The organism is Mycoplana ramosa (genome assembly GCF_041930185.1).
Taxonomy (GTDB): domain Bacteria; phylum Pseudomonadota; class Alphaproteobacteria; order Rhizobiales; family Rhizobiaceae; genus Mycoplana; species Mycoplana ramosa.
Map to the genome: position 1 here is coordinate 38,718 of NZ_JBHEEW010000005.1, position 16,767 is coordinate 55,484.

At 64.1% G+C, this 16,767-nt stretch carries 15 protein-coding genes; 4 read left to right on the forward strand and 11 right to left on the reverse strand.

Annotated features, from left to right (window positions below; all coding sequences use genetic code 11):
* Positions 1–39: 39 nt before the first annotated feature.
* On the forward strand, positions 40–1,206 hold the full coding sequence (locus JNC62_RS07715; protein ID WP_374837528.1) for a dihydrodipicolinate synthase family protein: 1,167 nt from the start codon (positions 40–42) through the stop codon (positions 1,204–1,206).
* A gap of 190 nt (positions 1,207–1,396) precedes the next feature.
* On the opposite strand, the gene JNC62_RS07720 is transcribed toward JNC62_RS07715, so the two are convergent.
* The 3 genes from JNC62_RS07720 to JNC62_RS07730 all read right to left on the reverse strand — a co-directional run bounded on the left by JNC62_RS07720 (position 1,397) and on the right by JNC62_RS07730 (position 5,881).
* Positions 1,397–4,603 carry an efflux RND transporter permease subunit gene (locus JNC62_RS07720; protein ID WP_374837530.1) on the reverse strand — a complete coding sequence of 1,069 codons (3,207 nt, stop codon included), beginning with the start codon at positions 4,601–4,603 and terminating at the stop codon, positions 1,397–1,399.
* Complete coding sequence (locus JNC62_RS07725) at positions 4,600–5,562, reverse strand: efflux RND transporter periplasmic adaptor subunit (RefSeq protein WP_374837532.1); 963 nt, start codon at positions 5,560–5,562, stop codon at positions 4,600–4,602. The genes JNC62_RS07720 and JNC62_RS07725 overlap by 4 nt, the downstream gene beginning before the upstream one ends.
* A gap of 118 nt (positions 5,563–5,680) precedes the next feature.
* A complete protein-coding gene (locus JNC62_RS07730) occupies positions 5,681–5,881 on the reverse strand; it encodes a YgaP family membrane protein (RefSeq protein ID WP_374837534.1) in 201 nt (66 codons plus the stop codon).
* 164 nt (positions 5,882–6,045) lie between these two features.
* On the opposite strand from JNC62_RS07730, the gene JNC62_RS07735 reads away from it, so the two are divergent.
* Positions 6,046–6,399, forward strand: coding sequence for an ArsR/SmtB family transcription factor (locus JNC62_RS07735; RefSeq protein ID WP_374837894.1), 354 nt, complete (start codon positions 6,046–6,048; stop codon positions 6,397–6,399).
* Between the two features lie 128 nt (positions 6,400–6,527).
* A complete protein-coding gene (ung, locus tag JNC62_RS07740; RefSeq protein ID WP_374837536.1) occupies positions 6,528–7,223 on the forward strand; it encodes a uracil-DNA glycosylase in 696 nt (231 codons plus the stop codon).
* A gap of 3 nt (positions 7,224–7,226) precedes the next feature.
* Here ung and JNC62_RS07745 read toward each other — a convergent pair whose 3' ends face one another.
* From JNC62_RS07745 to JNC62_RS07770, 6 genes are all read right to left on the reverse strand, one after another.
* Positions 7,227–8,180, reverse strand: coding sequence for a nucleoside hydrolase (locus JNC62_RS07745; RefSeq protein ID WP_374837538.1), 954 nt, complete (start codon positions 8,178–8,180; stop codon positions 7,227–7,229).
* Positions 8,181–8,211: 31 nt separating this feature from the next.
* On the reverse strand, positions 8,212–9,450 hold the full coding sequence (locus JNC62_RS07750; protein ID WP_374837540.1) for an NAD(P)/FAD-dependent oxidoreductase: 1,239 nt from the start codon (positions 9,448–9,450) through the stop codon (positions 8,212–8,214).
* A gap of 163 nt (positions 9,451–9,613) precedes the next feature.
* Entirely contained in the window at positions 9,614–10,477 is an 864-nt protein-coding gene (locus JNC62_RS07755; RefSeq protein WP_374837542.1) for a metal ABC transporter permease, read from the reverse strand.
* Positions 10,474–11,301: a metal ABC transporter permease gene (locus JNC62_RS07760; protein ID WP_374837896.1), complete on the reverse strand. Its 828-nt coding sequence runs from the start codon at positions 11,299–11,301 to the stop codon at positions 10,474–10,476. Before JNC62_RS07760 ends, JNC62_RS07755 begins: the two co-directional genes overlap by 4 nt.
* A 32-nt stretch (positions 11,302–11,333) precedes the next feature.
* A complete protein-coding gene (locus JNC62_RS07765; RefSeq protein ID WP_374837898.1) occupies positions 11,334–12,227 on the reverse strand; it encodes a manganese/iron ABC transporter ATP-binding protein in 894 nt (297 codons plus the stop codon).
* Positions 12,228–12,229: 2 nt separating this feature from the next.
* Positions 12,230–13,126, reverse strand: coding sequence for a metal ABC transporter substrate-binding protein (locus tag JNC62_RS07770; protein WP_374837544.1), 897 nt, complete (start codon positions 13,124–13,126; stop codon positions 12,230–12,232).
* Positions 13,127–13,379: 253 nt separating this feature from the next.
* Between JNC62_RS07770 and JNC62_RS07775 the strand changes: the two genes are divergently transcribed.
* Positions 13,380–14,054, forward strand: coding sequence for a hypothetical protein (locus JNC62_RS07775; RefSeq protein WP_374837546.1), 675 nt, complete (start codon positions 13,380–13,382; stop codon positions 14,052–14,054).
* Positions 14,055–14,150: 96 nt separating this feature from the next.
* On the opposite strand, the gene JNC62_RS07780 is transcribed toward JNC62_RS07775, so the two are convergent.
* Together JNC62_RS07780 and lysS are read right to left on the reverse strand one after the other, a co-directional pair.
* A complete protein-coding gene (locus tag JNC62_RS07780) occupies positions 14,151–14,978 on the reverse strand; it encodes a class I SAM-dependent methyltransferase (protein ID WP_374837548.1) in 828 nt (275 codons plus the stop codon).
* Positions 14,979–15,190: 212 nt separating this feature from the next.
* Positions 15,191–16,687 (reverse strand): lysine--tRNA ligase, encoded by a 1,497-nt coding sequence (lysS, locus tag JNC62_RS07785; RefSeq protein WP_374837550.1) that lies wholly within the window; start codon positions 16,685–16,687, stop codon positions 15,191–15,193.
* Between the last annotated feature and the right edge of the window lie 80 nt (positions 16,688–16,767).

Here is a 16,767-nt window from a genome sequence, read left to right on the forward strand (position 1 = left end):
TCTAAATTACTGACGATCAAAACCATGGAGGAGGGTTTCATGCCGACAGTCATGCTTCCGAAGGCCGACGGTACGCTCGAGCACTACGCGCTCACCGGAGCGCCGGTTGCCCGGCCCGCCAGCCCGCCGGCCTTCAACCGCATCGCCTATGCGGCCGCCCATGTGGTGTCCGATCCGTGGCGGGAGGTGCGTCCGTGGGAGGAGCCGGCAATCGACTGGGACGCGACGATGGCGTTCCGGCATCACCTCTGGTCGCTCGGTTTCCGCATCGCCGAGGCGATGGACACGGCCCAGCGCGGCATGGGGCTGAACTGGGCCAGCGCGCAGGAACTGATCCGCCGCTCGCTTGCCGAGGCGCGCACGGTGCCCGGCGCCGACCTTGCCTGCGGGGCGGGCACCGACCATCTCGCGGCCGCCGATGTGCGGTCGCTCGACGACGTTATCGCCGCCTACGAGGAGCAGGTCGGCTTCGTCGAGGCCTGTGGCGGCCGGGCGATCATGATGGCGAGCCGGGCGCTGGCGCGGGTCGCGACCTCCCCGGACGATTATCGCAAGGTCTATTCTCGCATCCTCGGCCAGGCGAAGGACAAAGTCGTGCTGCACTGGCTCGGCGACATGTTCGATGCGCAGCTCGCGGGCTACTGGGGATCGAAGGATTTCGAGGGCGCGCTGGAAACGGTGCTGTCGATCATCGAGGAAAACCGCAGCAAAGTCGAGGGCATCAAGATCTCGCTGCTCGACAACGCCAAGGAAGTGGCGCTGCGGGAGCGGCTGCCCGCGGGCGTGCTCTGCTTCACCGGCGACGATTTCAACTATGCCGAGCTGATCGAGGGCGACGGGCGGAAATACAGCCACGCGCTGCTCGGCATCTTCGACGCGGTGGCGCCGCAGGCCTCGCAGGCGCTCGCCGCGCTCGCTTCCGGCGACGTCGCGACCTTCCGCGCCGTGATCGCGCCGACGGTGCCGCTGTCGCGAAAAATCTTCGAGGCGCCGACGCAGTATTACAAGGCGGGCGTCGTCTTCCTCGCCTGGCTGAACGGGCACCAGTCGCACTTCACCATGCCCGCCGGCCTGCAGTCGGCGCGCGGCCTGCTGCATTACGCCGATATCTTCCGCCTCGCCGACCGTGCCAACGTGCTGGATAAGCCGGAGCTTGCGGCCAGGCGGATGAACAGCTTCCTGGCGGTGCACGGGATCGCCGAGTAACGCCCGGGCGGGACGGGTCGCACTCTCACCGGAGCGAAACCTGTTGCGCGTCGCCCAGGTCGCGGGCAGCGTCAGCGACATAGTCCGACGGGCCAATGCCCCAGACCGCACAGGGTTATTGCAGACAATCCAGAATTTCCGCGTATGTCTCCCGGTTCCGGGAGACATACGCGGGGCGTGGGCACCGTGTTCAGGTCCTGAGGACGCGATAGATGGCCGGGATGACCAGCACCGTCATCAGCGTCGAGGACGCAAGGCCGAACAGCAGCGAGATGGCCAGCCCCTGAAAAATCGGATCGGCGAGGATGACCGCCGCACCGATCATCGCGGCGAGTGCGGTGAGCAGGATCGGCTTGAAGCGAATCGACCCCGCCTCGATCAGGATCTCCGTCAACGGTCGGTCGCCCGTGTTGGCGTGGCGGATGAAATCCACCAGCAGGATCGAATTGCGCACGATGATACCGGCAAGCGCAATGAAGCCGATCATAGAGGTGGCCGAGAACGGCGCGGAAAACAGCCAGTGGCCGCCGAGGATGCCGATGAAGGTGAGCGGGATCGGCGTCAGCACGACCAGCGGCACCTTGAACGAGCCGAACTGCGCTACGACGAGGATATAGATGCCGAGCAGGGCGATCATGAAGGCCGCGCCCATGTCGCGGAACGTGACCCAGGTCACCTCCCATTCACCGTCCCACAGCAGGGTCACCGCATTTTCATCCTCGGGCTGGCCATGCAGCGACACGACCGGCTTGGGCAATCCGGTCCAGTCCTGCGCGTCGAGTGCTTCCTGCACGGCCATCATGCCGTAGAGCGGTGCCTCGAACGCGCCGGCAAGCTCGGCGGTGACCATTTCGGCGGCACGGCCGTTGTGGCGGAAAACGGGGAACGAGGCACGCTCCTCGGCGACCTGCACCACGTCGCCCAGTTCGACCACGCTGCGATCGCCCGGCAGCACGTTGGCCGGTATCGGCGTCGTCAAAAACCGCTCGTCGAGTGTGCGTTCTCCCTTCGGACGCTCGATACGGATCGGGATCGGCTGCCGGCCGCCGCTGCGATGCGAGTAGCCGATCGTCTTGCCGCCATTGAGGATGGCGACGGTGTCGAAGACATCGCCTTGCCTGACCTGGAAAAGCTCCAGGTCGTCGGTCGAAATCGTCATCCGCAGCCGGCGCGCGGCCGTTCCGTAGGAATTATCGGTGTCGACGATGAACGGGACGGCGCGGAACGCCGCCTCGACCCGCTCGGCGACCCGGCGGCGCGTCTCGGCGTCGGGGCCGTAGATCTCGGCCAGAAGTGTCGCCATCACCGGCGGGCCGGGCGGCGGCTCCACCACCTTGAGGCTGGTTCCGTCAGGCATCGCCACCGCGGCGATCCGCTGACGGATGTCGAGGGCGATGTCGTGACTGGACCGGCTGCGCTCGCTTTTGGGCAACAGGTTGATCGCCACTTCGCCCTGATGCGGCTCGGTGCGATAGAAGGCGTGGCGCACGAGGCCGTTGAAGTTGAAGGGGGCGGCAGTTCCCGCATGGGCCTGGACGGATCGAACCTCATCCATTGCCAGCGCGATCCGCGCCACCGCCTGCGCCACCGCGTCCGTGGCTTCGACCGACGAGCCCTCGGGCAGGTCAATCGTGACGGAAAGCTCCGACTTGTTGTCGAACGGCAGCAATTTCACCGTGACGTCCTTGGTGTAGAACAGTCCCAGCGATCCCAGCGTCAGAGCGCCGACGAAGAGAAGGAACGCCCAGCTTGCGGCCTTGGACGACAGGATCGGCCGCGCGATCGAGGCGTAGATGCGCCCGAGCATGCCGCCATGCGCATGGTCGTCATGGGTGTGAACCGGACCCCCGCCCGCCAACTTCAGCATCAGCCACGGGGTCACCGTAACTGCGACGAAGAAGGAGAAGATCATCGCCGCGGACGCATTGGCGGGAATGGGGCTCATGTACGGGCCCATCATCCCCGAGACGAACAGCATCGGCAGCAGGGCGGCGACCACCGTCAGCGTGGCCACGATGGTCGGGTTGCCGACCTCCGCCACGGCCTCGATGGCGGCCTGCCGCCGCTCGCGGCCATCGCCCATGCCCCAGTGCCGGGCGATGTTCTCGATCACGACGATGGCGTCGTCCACCAGGATGCCGATGGAAAAGATCAGCGCGAACAGCGAGACGCGGTTGAGCGTGTAGCCCATCACCCAGGAGGCAAACAGCGTCAGCAGAATGGTGACCGGAATGACGATCGCGACGACGATCGCCTCTCGCCGTCCGATCGCAACCCAAACAAGCAGGATGATCGACACCGTGGCAAGGCCAAGATGGAACAGCAGTTCGTTCGCCTTTTCGTTGGCGGTCTCGCCGTAGTCGCGTGTCACCTCGACGGCGATCTGCTCCGGGATCAGCGTTCCCTGCAACTGCTCGACCCGATGCAGGATCGCCTCGGCGACGGTCACGGCGTTCGAGCCGGCACGTTTGGTCACGGCGAGCGTGACGGAAGGCACCCGGGCCACGCCACCCGCCTCGCCGCCACGCGTGACGGTGGAGACGAGCGCATCACTCGTATCGGTTGCGAATTCGATCGCGGCGACGTCGCGCACATAGACCGGGCGGTCGTCGCGTGCGGTGAGAAGCAGGTTGCCGATCTGCGCCGGTGTGGCGAGCGTCTCGCCGGCGATCAGGGTGATCTGTTCGCCGTCCTGGCGCAGCCGGCCTGCCGGAAAGGCCCGGTTCGCGTTGCCGACCACCTCGGCGAGTTGCTGGAGGGTGACGCCGTAAAGGGAGAGCTTCGACGGGTCGGGGGCGATGCGAATGATCTCGTCGGTCCCACCGACCAGATAGGCAAAGCCGACGTCCTCGATCTTCGTCGTTTCCGTCCTCAATTCGCGGGCGATGCGCGTCAGGTCGTTGGCGGAAATGTGATCGGCCGCCCCGGGCTTCGGCGACAGCGTCAGCGACACGATCGCGACGTCGTCGATTCCCCGGCCGACGATGAGAGGCTCCGGTATGCCGACCGGAATGCGGTCCATGTTGGCGCGCACCTTGTCGTGGACACGAAGAACGGCAGCATCGGCCGACGTGCCGACGAAAAAGCGGGCGGTCACCAGGGCGCTGTCGTCGCGGGTTTGCGAGTAGACATGTTCGACGCCGTCGATCCCCTTGACGATCGTCTCCAGCGGTTCGGTGATGAGCTTGACGGTGTCTTCCGCCTTCAGCCCGTCGGCGTGCACCAGGATGTCGACCATCGGCACCGATATTTGCGGCTCCTCCTCGCGCGGCAGGGCAAGCAGCGCGACCAGACCGAAGACGAAGGCGGCGATCAGGAACAGCGGTGTCAGCGGCGAGGAAATGAAGGCACGCGTCAGCCACCCGGCCAGCCCGAGCCTGAGAGGCGACGGCGTCATGGCGTCACGACCTTTTCTCCGGCGGAAAGGCCGGTCAATATCTCCACCATCGGCTGGCCGTCATGGTCGAGCCGTTCGCCCGGCACCACCGCCCTCAGGACGGGCTTGCCGTCGTCGAGGACCGTGACGAAGTCGATGCCTGAGCGGGTTTGCATCGCCGCGGCTGGCACGAGGAGGGCATTCCGCTGTCCGACAGGTAGTTGCACGAGGATGCGGGCATTGACGAAGGCCTCGTTCAGGTGAGCGACCTCGACATCGGCGATCACGCGTCCGTTCTCGATGCGGGGATAAATCTTTGCGAGCCGGCCGGCCGTCTCGGCGCCGCCGGCCTGGATGCGGATGTCCGAACCGAGGCGCAGCATGTGCGCGTGGCGCTCCGGAATCGCCAGCCGCAGGAAAAAGCCGCCACTGCCGACCGTCGCGACGGTCTCGCCGGCCAGCACCACGGCGCCGCGGGTGGTGGGGACGGTCAGGACACGCCCGGCGGCGGGGGCGAGCACCTCGCCCTCCTGCTGCTGCCGGACGATCACCGACCGCTGCGCCTCGGCTGCCGCAATCTGGCTCGTCGTCACGTCCAGTTCCGCCTGCAACTGCTCGAGCCGCTGGACCGTGATCACGCCCCGTTCGATCAGGGATTTTCCGCGGCCAAGCTCGGAGCGGGCCCGTTCCTGTTGAGCCCGCAGCGCGACGAGCTGGGCGTCGTAAGAGGAGATCTGATACGTAATCTTGTCGTCCTGGATGCGGGCAATGCGCTGGCCCGGCTGGACGCTGTCGCCTTCGCTGACGAGCAGTTCGGCGATCGTTCCGCCGATCCGCGCCCGCGCCGGGACGAGATCACGCGTGTCCACACGGCCATATACCGGCTTCCACTCCGTGATGGGGGTCGTGGTGATTATTATTTCCCCAGCGGTCGCCGGGGCGCTCGCCAGAAGGAAGGCAGCCAAGAAGATGTAGCGCATTGATGGCCTCGGTCGTGTTCCAATGCATGCCTCCCGAAAGGAGGCGCCGTTTCGGGAGGCATGCGAAAAACCAAAGAGCTGCAAGCTCGGAATAGGAGCGTGAAACACCGGAAGGCGCTCAGAAGGCGGTCCCGGACCTGACGCCCAGTTTCTTGAGAAGCATCGCTGCCGGGCAGAAGCCGGTGAAGGCGGATTGCAGCAGGTTCGCGCCGACGAAAACCGTCAGCCAGACAAAGAGCGGCGAGACCCAGACCGTTAGCGCAACGGACAAGAGAACCATGAAGCCAGCAAAGGCGAGGATGGACTTATCGAGAGACATGACGTTTCCTCCGGTGTTGAATAGATCCGTATATACGTAGTATTGTATATCTCTGCAAGCCCCCTCCGCGCGTGGGATGGGCGCAGCCCGCGATGTCCGGCCATGCCCGCCCAGGGCAAGGAACCGATCCATGGCATCGACGCAGAACAACGGAGCCTCGTTTGATGTTGACGATATATGCAGATAATCGTAGGTGCATGAAGGTGAACCTAGATGCCGATCTGATGCAGGCCGCGGCCGACGAGGCCAGCGAGCTGTTGAAAGCGATGTCGAACCGGCATCGCCTGCTGATCCTGTGCCAGTTGATCGAAGGCGAGAAATCTGTCGGCCAGCTTGCCGATTTCCTCGGCATTCGCGATTCGACGGTTTCGCAGCACCTGGCGCTATTGCGCAAAGACCGCATTATTGCCGGACGGCGAGATGGGCAAACCATCTGGTATCGCATCGAAAGCGAGCCTGCCCGCAATGTCGTCGGGGCGCTTTACCAGGCATTCTGTTCCCCCGATGCGGCGACGTAACCAGAATTTCCGCCGGGGCCAGGCGTTCTGTCGGACCGCCCCGGGCGCTTGCCGGTGCACTTTTCCGATTTCCCGTTTCGCCGATCATGGGCTATCCAGAACGAAGTGCACAACACGGGGAGAGCGGCATGTCGGCGGCGGATGTCCGGATCGGTGAAAGCTGGAGGCGGCCACTCTCGGCCGAGTTTGACAGCCCTTACATGACGGGACTGAGGGGTTTTCTTGTTCGGGAAAAGCAGCAGGGCAAGCGCATCTTCCCGAAGGGAACCGAATATTTCCGAGCGCTCGACCTGACGGCGCTGGAGGACGTCAAGGTTGTGATCCTCGGCCAGGACCCCTATCACGGCGAGGGACAGGCGCACGGCCTTTGCTTCAGCGTGCGGCCTGGCGTGCGCATCCCGCCGTCGCTCGTCAACATCTACAAGGAGATCGAGGCCGATCTCGGCATTGCACCGCCGCGCCATGGCTTCCTCGAGCAGTGGGCGCGGCAGGGCGTGCTGCTGCTCAACAGCGTGCTGACGGTGGAGATGGGCCGCGCCGCCTCGCATCAGGGCCAGGGCTGGGAACGCTTCACCGATGCGGTGATCCGCGTGGTGAACGACAGCGAAAAGCCGGTCGTCTTCATGCTCTGGGGCGCCTACGCGCAGAAAAAGGCGGCGTTCGTCGATCCGCAGCGGCACCTCGTGCTGCGGGCGCCGCATCCTTCGCCGCTCTCCGCCCACAGCGGCTTCCTCGGCTGCCGGCATTTTTCCAAGGCGAACGCGTTTCTTGAAAGTCGCAGGCGCCAGCCGATCGACTGGCGCCTGCCCGTCGATCCGGAATAAGCCTCAGACCGGGCGCGAAAGCGTTTCGGCAATCAAGGCCAGCACCGCATCGGCATCGATGCCTGTACAGGCGTTCTGGCTCGGCAGATCGTCCCAGTTTCCCGGCGGGAAGGCGCGGCCATCCGGCTTCTGAATCGTCTGGCCGTCGGCGATGCCGCCGGCGACGACACGGATCGCGCCGGAGCGGGTGGTAAACAGTTCCGGTGCCACGAGATAGACGCAGGCGCAGCTGTCGTGCACCACCATGCCGTCCTTCACGTGCCGGCCGTAGAAGTCGATGTAGAGTTGCGAAATGTCGGAGAGCAGCTTCGCCCGCGCCCCGCCCGCTTCGGCGATCTCGTTCAGCAGGGTGCGGGTCATCACCGTCTGCATCGTCACGTCCAGGCCGACGACCGTCACCGTCCAGGGGGCCGTCATCACGACGTCGGCGGCTTCGGGATCGCCATGGATGTTGGCTTCCGCCGCCGGGGTAATGTTGCCGGGCACGTCGAAGGCGCCGCCCATGACGATCACTTGCTTCACCAGCGCGGCGATCTCCGGGTCCTCTTTCAGCGCAAAGGCGAGGTTCGACATGCGGCCGACGGCGATCAGCGTTACCTCGCCCGGGTTTTCCCGCACCGTGTCGATGATGAAGCGCTGGGCCGGACGCGGGTCGAGCGGCAGGTCGATCGTGTCGGGCACGTCGATGTTGCCGAGCCCGTCATGGCCGTGGATCATCACCGGCCAGTCGGTCGGGTTGCGCATCGGATTGAAGGCCTTGCCGTCACCCTTGGCGACGGGGGCGGGAATGCTCCATTCGCGCTTGAGGAACAGCGCGTTGCGCGTCGTCGTCTCGACGGAGGCGTTGCCGAAAACGGTGGTGATACCGATCAGGTCGATTTCGGGATGCTGGTGCAGGAAAAGCAGCGCCATGGCATCGTCGATGCCCGGATCGGTGTCGAATATGACCTTGTGCATGTTAGCGGTTCTTTCGGTTCTGCGGCGCGGTCTACTGGAACCGGCGGATCGAAAAAGCATCGAGTTCCGGGCTGACCTGGCCGGCAAAGAGGTCGGCCACGTGGCGCCCAGTGGTGGCCGAAAGGGTGAGGCCGAGGTGGCCGTGGCCGAAGGCACAGGCGATGCGCTGATCGCCCGGGTGCAGGCCGATGACCGGGATGGAATCCGGCGTCGAGGGGCGGCGGCCCATCCACTCGGTGCCACCGTCTTCCGGCAGGTCCGGAACGTAGCGGCGCATCTTCTTGCGCATGGCGGCAGCGCGCGCGTAGTTGGCGGCCGTGTCGGGTTTCGCCATCTCCACAGCACCTCCGACACGCAGCATGTTTTCGAACGGGGTTGCGACGAAGCCATGCTCGGAAAAGAACACTGGCATTTCCAGCGTCACCGACGGGTTGACGAAGGTGGTGTTGTAGCCACGCTCGGTCTCGAGCAGCACGTGTAGGCCGAGCCGCTCAACGAGCGCCTTCGACCAGACCCCCGCGGCGACAACGATCTTGTCGAAGCGATGGGTGTTCTGGGCCTCGGTGCGAACCGATATGCCCTGATCGTTCCATGCGATCGATGAAACGGCGGCATCGATGAAGACCGCCCGCTCGCGAATCGATGCCTGAAGGCGGCGCAGGAAGGTGAGGGGATACTCGAAGGTCTGATAACCCTGGTTGAACACAGCGCCGGCGAAATTACCGCTCAGCGCCGGAACGCGGCGGCGCGCCTCGGCTGCATCGAGCTTCTCGATATCATACCCGCCTAGCCGGCGTGCGTTTTCAAGCTCATGGGCAAAGGCCTTGTCGCGCGCGGCCTCCGTGTCGAAGATCGTCAACGCGCCGGTCTTGCGGATGTAGCCAGAGATGCCGGCCATCTTCGCCATGGCGGCGTGGTCGGTCGCCGCGGTCTGCATCAGGAACGTCAGCGCCTGTCGGGACTGCTCGACCTGCGCCGGCCGGGACGACAGCAGGAAGCGCGTGAGCCAGGGCAGGAGCGAGGGAAGGTCCTTCCAGCGCACGGTCAGCGGTCCGAGCGGGTCGAGCAGCCAGCCTGGTGCCGACAGCAGCATTCCGGGCCGCGCGATCGGGTCGATTTCGGGAGCGGCGAGGATGCCGGCATTGCCGACGGAGGCCGGCAATCCCCCTGCATCGCGTTCGATGACCGTCACCTGGTGGCCGCGGTCGAGAAGGTGAAGTGCTGTGGCGCAGCCAATGATGCCGCCGCCAACGATGCCGATGTGTGCCATGCCTGTCCTGCGAGGTCCGCGCGGTGGTCCGCCACAAGGGGAGGCCACCTCCTGATCGGGGCGGACGATAAACGGAAAAGAAAAGCCTGTCGACCGCGCCCCGGTCGGTCACGCACAGCTGGTTTCGACTGCCGCAGTCGATTTCGACATGCTCTCTCAGTGGTCAACGGCGCTCCGACCGCCCTGGAATCTCACTCGCCGTCTGCCGGTTGCGCGTGGTCTGTACGACGAAGGCAGCGATGAAGAGAACCGTCAGGAGGACGACGATTGTCGGGGCCGGGGCGCTGTCGAGGAAGAAACTGAGATAGATGCCGCAGAGGGAGGCGCCGATGGCAATGGTGACGGCGGTGGCGAGCATCGAGCCGAATCGCCGCGTCAAAAGGGCCGCGATCGCGCCCGGCGCCACCAGCATTGCCACCGACAGGATGATGCCGACCGCCTTGAGCGCGCCTACGACGACGAGCGAGAGCACCGCCAGCAGGCCGTAATGCAGCAGGTTGACGGGCAGCCCGATCGCGGCGGCGTGCTGGCGATCGAAGGCCTGCACCAGCAGGTCCTTGCGGAAGAACAGGATGAAGGCGGCGCAGGCGAGCGCAATCAGCCCGGTCTCGATCAGATCGGACGTAGCGATGCCGAGCATGTCGCCGAAGAGGATATGGTCGAGGTGCACGTCGGATTCGGTCGCCACGTAAAGCACGATGCCGAGACCGAACATGCCGGAGAAGACGATGCCCAGCACCGTATCCTCCTTCACCCGGCTGTGATTGCGCAGGAAGCCCGCAGCCAGCGCGCAGAGCAGGCCGGCCACGAAGGCGCCGACCGCGAAGGGCAGGCCGACGACATAGGCGATGACGACGCCGGGGAGCACCGCATGCGAGACGGCGTCGCCCATCAGCGACCAGCCCTTGAGCACCAGGTAGCACGACAGCAGCGCCATCGGCACGGCGATCATCAGCGTCACGGCGAAAGCATACTGCATGAAGCCGAGGCGGAAGGGTAGCAGGGCGAGGTCGAGAAAATCGCTCATGCCGGTGCCCTCTGTTCCAGCGCCAGCCGTCCCCTGCGGCGGGCGGCGAGCAGCCCATGCTTCGGGGCGAAGACGAAGGCGAGCAGGAACAGCAGCGTCTGCAGGCAGACGATGATTCCGCCTGTGGCGCCGTCGAGGAAGTAGGAGGCGTAGGCGCCGACGAGGCTTGTGCCGGCGCCGAGCAGCGCGGCGATCAGGATCAGCCGCTGGAAGCGGTCGGTCAGGAGATAGGCGGTGGCGCCGGGGGTGACGACCATGGCGATGACGAGGAAGGCGCCGACGGTCTGCATGGCGGCCACGGTGGAGGCGGACAGCAGCGTGAAGAACAGAAGCTTCAGGGCCAGCGGCTTCAGCCCGATCGAGCGGGCGTGGTTCTCATCGAAGAAGGTGACCATCAGGTCCTTCCACTTCAGAAGCAGGATCAGAAGCGTGACGCCGCCGATGATGGCGAGCTGCAGCGTGTCGGACGGCGTGATCGCCAGGATGTTGCCGAGCACGATCGTCTGGATGTTCACCGAGGTCGGCGACAGCGACACCATGAACAGGCCGACGCCGAAGAAGGAGGTAAAGATCATGCCGATGATCGCGTCCTCCTTCAGCTTGGTGCGGTGGTTCAAAAAGAGCATCGCGCCGGCGGCGAGTCCGCCGGAGAGAAAGGCGCCGAGCGAGAACGGCAGGCCCAGCATGTAGGCGCCGGCGACGCCGGGCACGATCGAGTGGGAGAGCGCGTCGCCGATCAGCGACCAGCCCTTGAGCATCAGGTAGGCCGACAGGAAGCCGCAGATGCAGCCGACCAGCGCGCTGACCCACATGGCGTTGACCATGTAGCCGTAGCCGAACGGTTCGAGGAGCACGCTCACGGTTCGGCCTTTTCGGTTGGTGCCTCGGTGGGCGCCGTTGCGTCGCGCTTGTCGCCATAGATGACGAAGGGCCGCTCGTCGTCGCTGATGACCTTGACCTGGCGTGGGTCCGCGTCCTCGTGCAGGTCGTGGCCGGACAGGATGAAGTGGCGCAGCACGCCGCCAAAGGCGCGCTCCAGATTGGCCTCGGTGAAGGTTTCGGCGGTCGGCCCGGAGGCGAGCACCGTGCCCTTGACGAAGACGGTGCGGTCGCAGAACTCCGGCACGCTGCCGAGATTGTGGGTGGAGACGAGCATGACCCGGCCTTCGTCGCGGAGCATGCCGAGCAGCTGGACGATCTGCTCCTCGGTGGTCACGTCGACGCCGGTGAAGGGCTCGTCGAGCAGGATCACCTGGCCTTCCTGGGCGAGCGCGCGGGCGAGGAAGACGCGCTTGCGCTGGCCGCCGGAGAGCTCGCCAATCTGGCGCTTGCGGTAGTCGCTCATGTTGACGCGGGCGAGGGCTGCGGCAACCATCTCGTGGTCGCGCTTTGTCGGGATGCGCAGCCAGTTCATGTGGCCGTAGCGGCCCATCATCACCACGTCCTCGACGAGGACGGGGAAGGTCCAGTCGACCTCCTCGGCCTGCGGCACATAGGCCACGAGGTTCTTCTTCAGAGCCTCGCGCACCGGCATGCCGAGGATCGTCACCTTGCCGCCGGTGAGCGGCACGAAGCCCATGATCGCCTTGAACAGGGTGGACTTGCCGCTGCCGTTGACGCCGACAAGTGCTGTGATCGTGCCCCGCGGCACCGAGAAGCTGGCATGCCTGAGCGCCGTGACGCCGGTGCGGTAGGTGACGGTGACGTCCTCCGCAACGATGCCGTCGGCCGGTTTCCTGCGGTTGCCCATCATCATTGCGAGAGGCCTTTCACAATCGTCTCCGAGGTGACGCGCAGGAGGTCGAGATAGGTCGGGACGGGGCCGTCAGCCTCGCTGAGGCTGTCGACATAGAGCACGCCGCCATAGGCCGCCCCCGTTTCCGCCGCCACCTGCCGGGCCGGCTTGTCGGAGACGGTGCTTTCCGAGAAGACGACGTGGATGTTGTGCTCGCGCACCGCGTCGATCACTGCCTTGACCTGCTTGGGTGTGCCCTGCTGGTCGGCGTTGATCGGCCAGAGGAACAGTTCCTTCAGGCCGAAATCGCGGGTGAGGTAACTGAATGCGCCCTCGCTGGTGACGAGCCAGCGCTTGTCTTCCGGCAGTATGCCGAGTTCGGCCTTGATCTTCGCCGAGAGCGCCTTGATCTTGTCGCCATAGGCCTTCGCATTCGCCTCGTAGACGGCGGCATTGCCGGGATCGAGCGAGGCGAGCGCCTTCCTGATGTTTTCGACATAGATCAGTGCATTGTCCGGCGACATCCAGGCGTGCGGGTTCGGCTTGCCCTCGTACGGGCCTTCAACGATACTCATCGGCTCGATGCCGTCGCTGACGATGGCGTTCGGCACGTCGTTGAGCTTGGTCAGGAACTTTTCGAACCAGCGCTCGAGATTGAGACCGTTCCACAGCACCAGCGAGGCGTCCTGGGCCTTGAGGATGTCGCGTGGCGTCGGCTGGTAGTTGTGGATCTCGGCGCCGGGCTTGGTGATCGATTCCACCACTGCCGCATCACCGGCGACGTTTTGGGCGATATCGGCGATGACGGTGAAGGTGGTGATGACCTTCGGCTTTTCCTGGGCCGCGGCTACCGTGGCACCTCCGAACGTCAAGAGCGCTGCAAGGACGGCGGTTCTAGCCAAACGGACGATCATGTGAAATCCCAAAACGCTTTTGCAAATGAATTGCAACAAGGTATCGGCGGTCCGGCCGCCTGTCAATGCAATTGCAAATCATTCTCAATTGTGGCTGTCGTTAACCATTGGTGGCATCAAAGGGGCACAGGCCACGGATATTATCGGCCAAAGGCCATTCTTTAAGATTTCGGAAACGCCCGCCGCCCTAGGTTGGGAGCAGCCCTCCGCCGCGTTTTGGGTCCGTTTCCACGATATAGAGTAGTGCGTCCCGGTGAAGTTCCTCCCTTCGAAGCTGCGCCTCCCCAAGAAGGTGCTGATTCTCCTTGCAGGTGTCGTTGTCCTGACCGGGGCATCAGGGGCCGTGGCCGCGCTCGTCGGGCGTGATGCCATCCTGGGGCCGCGACCGGAGCGGATCTCCGGCGTTGCCTGCACGACAGTCTTGACCTTGCGGCAGGAACACGACGGCCAGCGCTGGATCCGCCATTACATCCGCGCCAAGGCCGAAGAGGGCGATGTCCGGGTCAAAACGGCCCTGCGGGTGGCCGGGGCGCTCTCCAACAAGGAGCAGGCGGATCTCTATCAGGTCGTTCTGCTTGACGAGGCTGGTCCGGCTCAAAGGGCGGATATGCGAGGTCGCGCGATCGGCGCGGAAGTACTGTTCTCACGCGACCCCGGCAAGGTTCCCGGCATGAACGGGCCGTTTCAGGCGAGCTATGTCGAAGGCACGGCTGCAGCGAATGGTGAGTTCTACGGCGAGCGCAAGGCGCTTTCGCTCGACGAGATCAAGACCATCGTGACTGCGATGGAGGAGCGGGCGGACTGCATCGATCTCCCGCCGGAGGGCGAGGAAACCACCGTGGGCGCTGAGGGCGGCAAGACTGCCGGGAAGCGCGCCGCCGCGCCCGCTGAAGCAGGCTCGCACGAGGTCGCGGTGAACGCCCACTAACCCGCTCGCGACCTGCAGGCATGCCACCATCGTCCCGCGCAATCGGAGAGCACTTCCATGCCGATGGAAATGCTCTCGTTTCATGGGAAATTTTCCTTACGCGTCTTCCGAAACTGACTGGACAGGCTCGATGGTTTCAGACTGCATCGGCTTCTGTATAATCCAGGTATCTCTTTCGCCCGTGAACTTGAGCTCGAGATTGTGAACCTTACAAAACAGATCGACGTCATGCTTAACGGCCGGGAACATCAGGTAATCGTCGCCGATCATGATGCCTCCAGGCGGAAGAAGATCATAATATAAGGATAGCTCAAGGAAGGTTTCTCCGCATTCGTGGGCGGAATCGAGATACACGAAATCAATTTCGTAGTTGAGAACCTTCAGTGTTCTGGCAGCAACGATCGAGGAAACGCGGAACGGAATGACCGTTTCCGTAAGGCCGTTATTGAACATAGTGTTCATGAAATAGTCGAAGATGACGGGATTGCCGTCCATTTTCCGCATGGTCCCGGCAAAGTTTCCGAGAAGCCACATGTTGATGTCGCCACACCAGGTGTCGACGCACATCAAAGTTCCGCCGGTTTCACGCAGCCAGGAGCCGAGGATTGTTGCACTGCCGCCGATGAAGCTGCCAACCTCCACACCTAAATTGGGCTTGCGTCCTAGCAACATCTCGATGGCACCGAGGGTCTTCGGGCCGATATGAGCCGTGTAGGGCATCGGGGAGGGCAGAAGTTCCGGCTTGTAGGCGTGGTAGGGGTTGTCGCAGCCGAACAGGCGATTGCAGACATCCTTGAACGTAGGTTTTGTTTTTTTTAGATCGTTAGATTCAATGAATCTTGCCAATTGGGGATCTGCAAGTGTTTTGGCCGAGAACCAGTTCTTGAGCACGTCTTCGTCGATATGGTTGCTGTAGTTCGTCATGTCTTACCTCGGTGGTGGGTCGGCTTGCGTGCTTGATACGTTCGGAAACAGCCTGCGACGAACCTATCGCACACATACATCATCACATCTTCAGGGTGATGGCTTGTGTGTGGCTGATGCTGTGAGGCGGGTGACGGCTGGCGATGCGACAAAAAAAGCGCCTCCTGTTCGGAAGCGCTTTCGAAGGCGGTAGGATGGTGCTGGTGCGCCCCTCAGTCGTTCTTCGCCCGGCGGGCCGGGAAGAGGATTACGTCGCGGATCGACGGCGCGTTGGTTAGGAGCATGATCAGCCGGTCGACGCCGATGCCGAGGCCGCCGGCTGGCGGCATGCCCTGATCGATCGCGTCGAGGAACTCGTCGTCGAGCTGCTTGGCCTTCTCGCCGCGCGCATGCGCCTGCTCGAGCTGCTCGACCATCCGGGCCCGCTGTTCGATCGGGTCGTTCAGCTCCGAGAAGGCGTTGCCGAGTTCCCAGGTGTTGCAATAGGTCTCGAAGCGCTCGACAAGGCGAGGTTCGCCCGGCACTTCCTTGGCGAACGGTGAGATGTCCTTCGGGAAATGCGTCACATGGGCCGGCTGGATCAGCGTCGGCTCGACCCTTTCCTCGAAGATGAAGGCCAGGCATTCGCCCCAGGTCCAGTCCTTCTCGACCTCGAATCCGGCAGCCTTGGCGGCGGCGCGGGCCTCCTCGTCGGTCTTGAGGCTAAGGAAGTCGATGCCGGTTGCTTCCTTGACGGCGTCGGGCATGGGAACGCGGCGGAACGGGCCCTTGAACGACAGCTCCGTCTCGCCGTACATGAACTCGGGCTTGCCGTGGATCGCCACCGCCAGGCTCTCGAACAGCCGCTCGACGAGATCCATGACGTCCTCGTAGTCGGCATAGGCCCAGTAGCACTCCATCATCGTGAATTCGGGATTGTGCCGGGTCGACACGCCCTCGTTGCGGAAGTTGCGGTTGATCTCGAACACCTTGTCGGTGAGGCCCGAGACCAGCGTGCGCTTCAGGTACAGTTCCGGCGCGATGCGCAGAAACATGTCGAGCTTCAGCGTGTTGTGATGTGTCTTGAACGGCTCGGCGGTCGCGCCGCCGTAGACCGAGTGCAGCATCGGCGTCTCGACCTCCATGAAGCCGTCATTCTCCATGAAGCGGCGGATGCCGGAAACGATCTTCGAGCGCTGCTGGAAGCGCAGCTTCGATTCCTCGTTGGTCATGATGTCGAGGTGGCGCTTGCGGTAGCGGATCTCGACGTCGGACACACCGTGCCACTTCTCCGGCATCGGCAGCAGCGACTTGGTCAGCATGGTGATCGCTTGCGCGTTGATGGTCAGCTCGCCGCGCTTGGTGCGGCGGACGACACCGGTGACGCCGATAATGTCGCCGAGGTCGATCATCGGCAGCAGCGCGCGCGCCTCTTCGCCGGTGACGTCCTTGTGGGAAAAGATCTGAATCTTGCCGGAGGCGTCGTGGAGATCCATGAACATGCCGGAATTGCGCGAGGAATAGACGCGGCCGGCCACGGTAACGACGTCGCCGCTCTCGGTGTCCGGCTCCAGATCGGCGTATTTCTCCGCCAGTTCCGCGTTGGTGATGGTGCGGTGGAAGTGGGCCGGATAGACGTCGCCGATCTGCTGGCGCAGAAGCTCGAGCTTCTGGCGGCGGACTTCGGTGGCGTCGGAGGAGAGGGCGGTTTCGGTCTTGGTGTCGGTCATCGTGTATCTCGCCTATTCGGGCTTTTGATCTGGGTCGCCGGAGCGGCGGGCTCTGCAATCCGTCCGCCTTGCGGGGAGGA

Excerpts from the sequence above, each read along its gene's own strand:
- JNC62_RS07730 (WP_374837534.1), bottom strand. The coding sequence starts at position 5,881 with ATGTCTCTCGATAAGTCCATCCTCGCCTTTGCTGGCTTCATGGTTCTC.
- JNC62_RS07780 (WP_374837548.1), bottom strand. The coding sequence starts at position 14,978 with ATGACGAACTACAGCAACCATATCGACGAAGACGTGCTCAAGAACTGG.
- JNC62_RS07725 (WP_374837532.1), bottom strand. The coding sequence starts at position 5,562 with ATGCGCTACATCTTCTTGGCTGCCTTCCTTCTGGCGAGCGCCCCGGCG.
- JNC62_RS07765 (WP_374837898.1), bottom strand. The coding sequence starts at position 12,227 with ATGGGCAACCGCAGGAAACCGGCCGACGGCATCGTTGCGGAGGACGTC.
- JNC62_RS07720 (WP_374837530.1), bottom strand. The coding sequence starts at position 4,603 with ATGACGCCGTCGCCTCTCAGGCTCGGGCTGGCCGGGTGGCTGACGCGT.
- lysS (WP_374837550.1), bottom strand. The coding sequence starts at position 16,687 with ATGACCGACACCAAGACCGAAACCGCCCTCTCCTCCGACGCCACCGAA.
- JNC62_RS07715 (WP_374837528.1), top strand. The coding sequence starts at position 40 with ATGCCGACAGTCATGCTTCCGAAGGCCGACGGTACGCTCGAGCACTAC.
- JNC62_RS07745 (WP_374837538.1), bottom strand. The coding sequence starts at position 8,180 with ATGCACAAGGTCATATTCGACACCGATCCGGGCATCGACGATGCCATG.
- ung (WP_374837536.1), top strand. The coding sequence starts at position 6,528 with ATGTCGGCGGCGGATGTCCGGATCGGTGAAAGCTGGAGGCGGCCACTC.
- JNC62_RS07755 (WP_374837542.1), bottom strand. The coding sequence starts at position 10,477 with ATGAGCGATTTTCTCGACCTCGCCCTGCTACCCTTCCGCCTCGGCTTC.
- JNC62_RS07760 (WP_374837896.1), bottom strand. The coding sequence starts at position 11,301 with ATGGTCAACGCCATGTGGGTCAGCGCGCTGGTCGGCTGCATCTGCGGC.
- JNC62_RS07770 (WP_374837544.1), bottom strand. The coding sequence starts at position 13,126 with ATGATCGTCCGTTTGGCTAGAACCGCCGTCCTTGCAGCGCTCTTGACG.
- JNC62_RS07750 (WP_374837540.1), bottom strand. The coding sequence starts at position 9,450 with ATGGCACACATCGGCATCGTTGGCGGCGGCATCATTGGCTGCGCCACA.
- JNC62_RS07735 (WP_374837894.1), top strand. The coding sequence starts at position 6,046 with ATGTTGACGATATATGCAGATAATCGTAGGTGCATGAAGGTGAACCTA.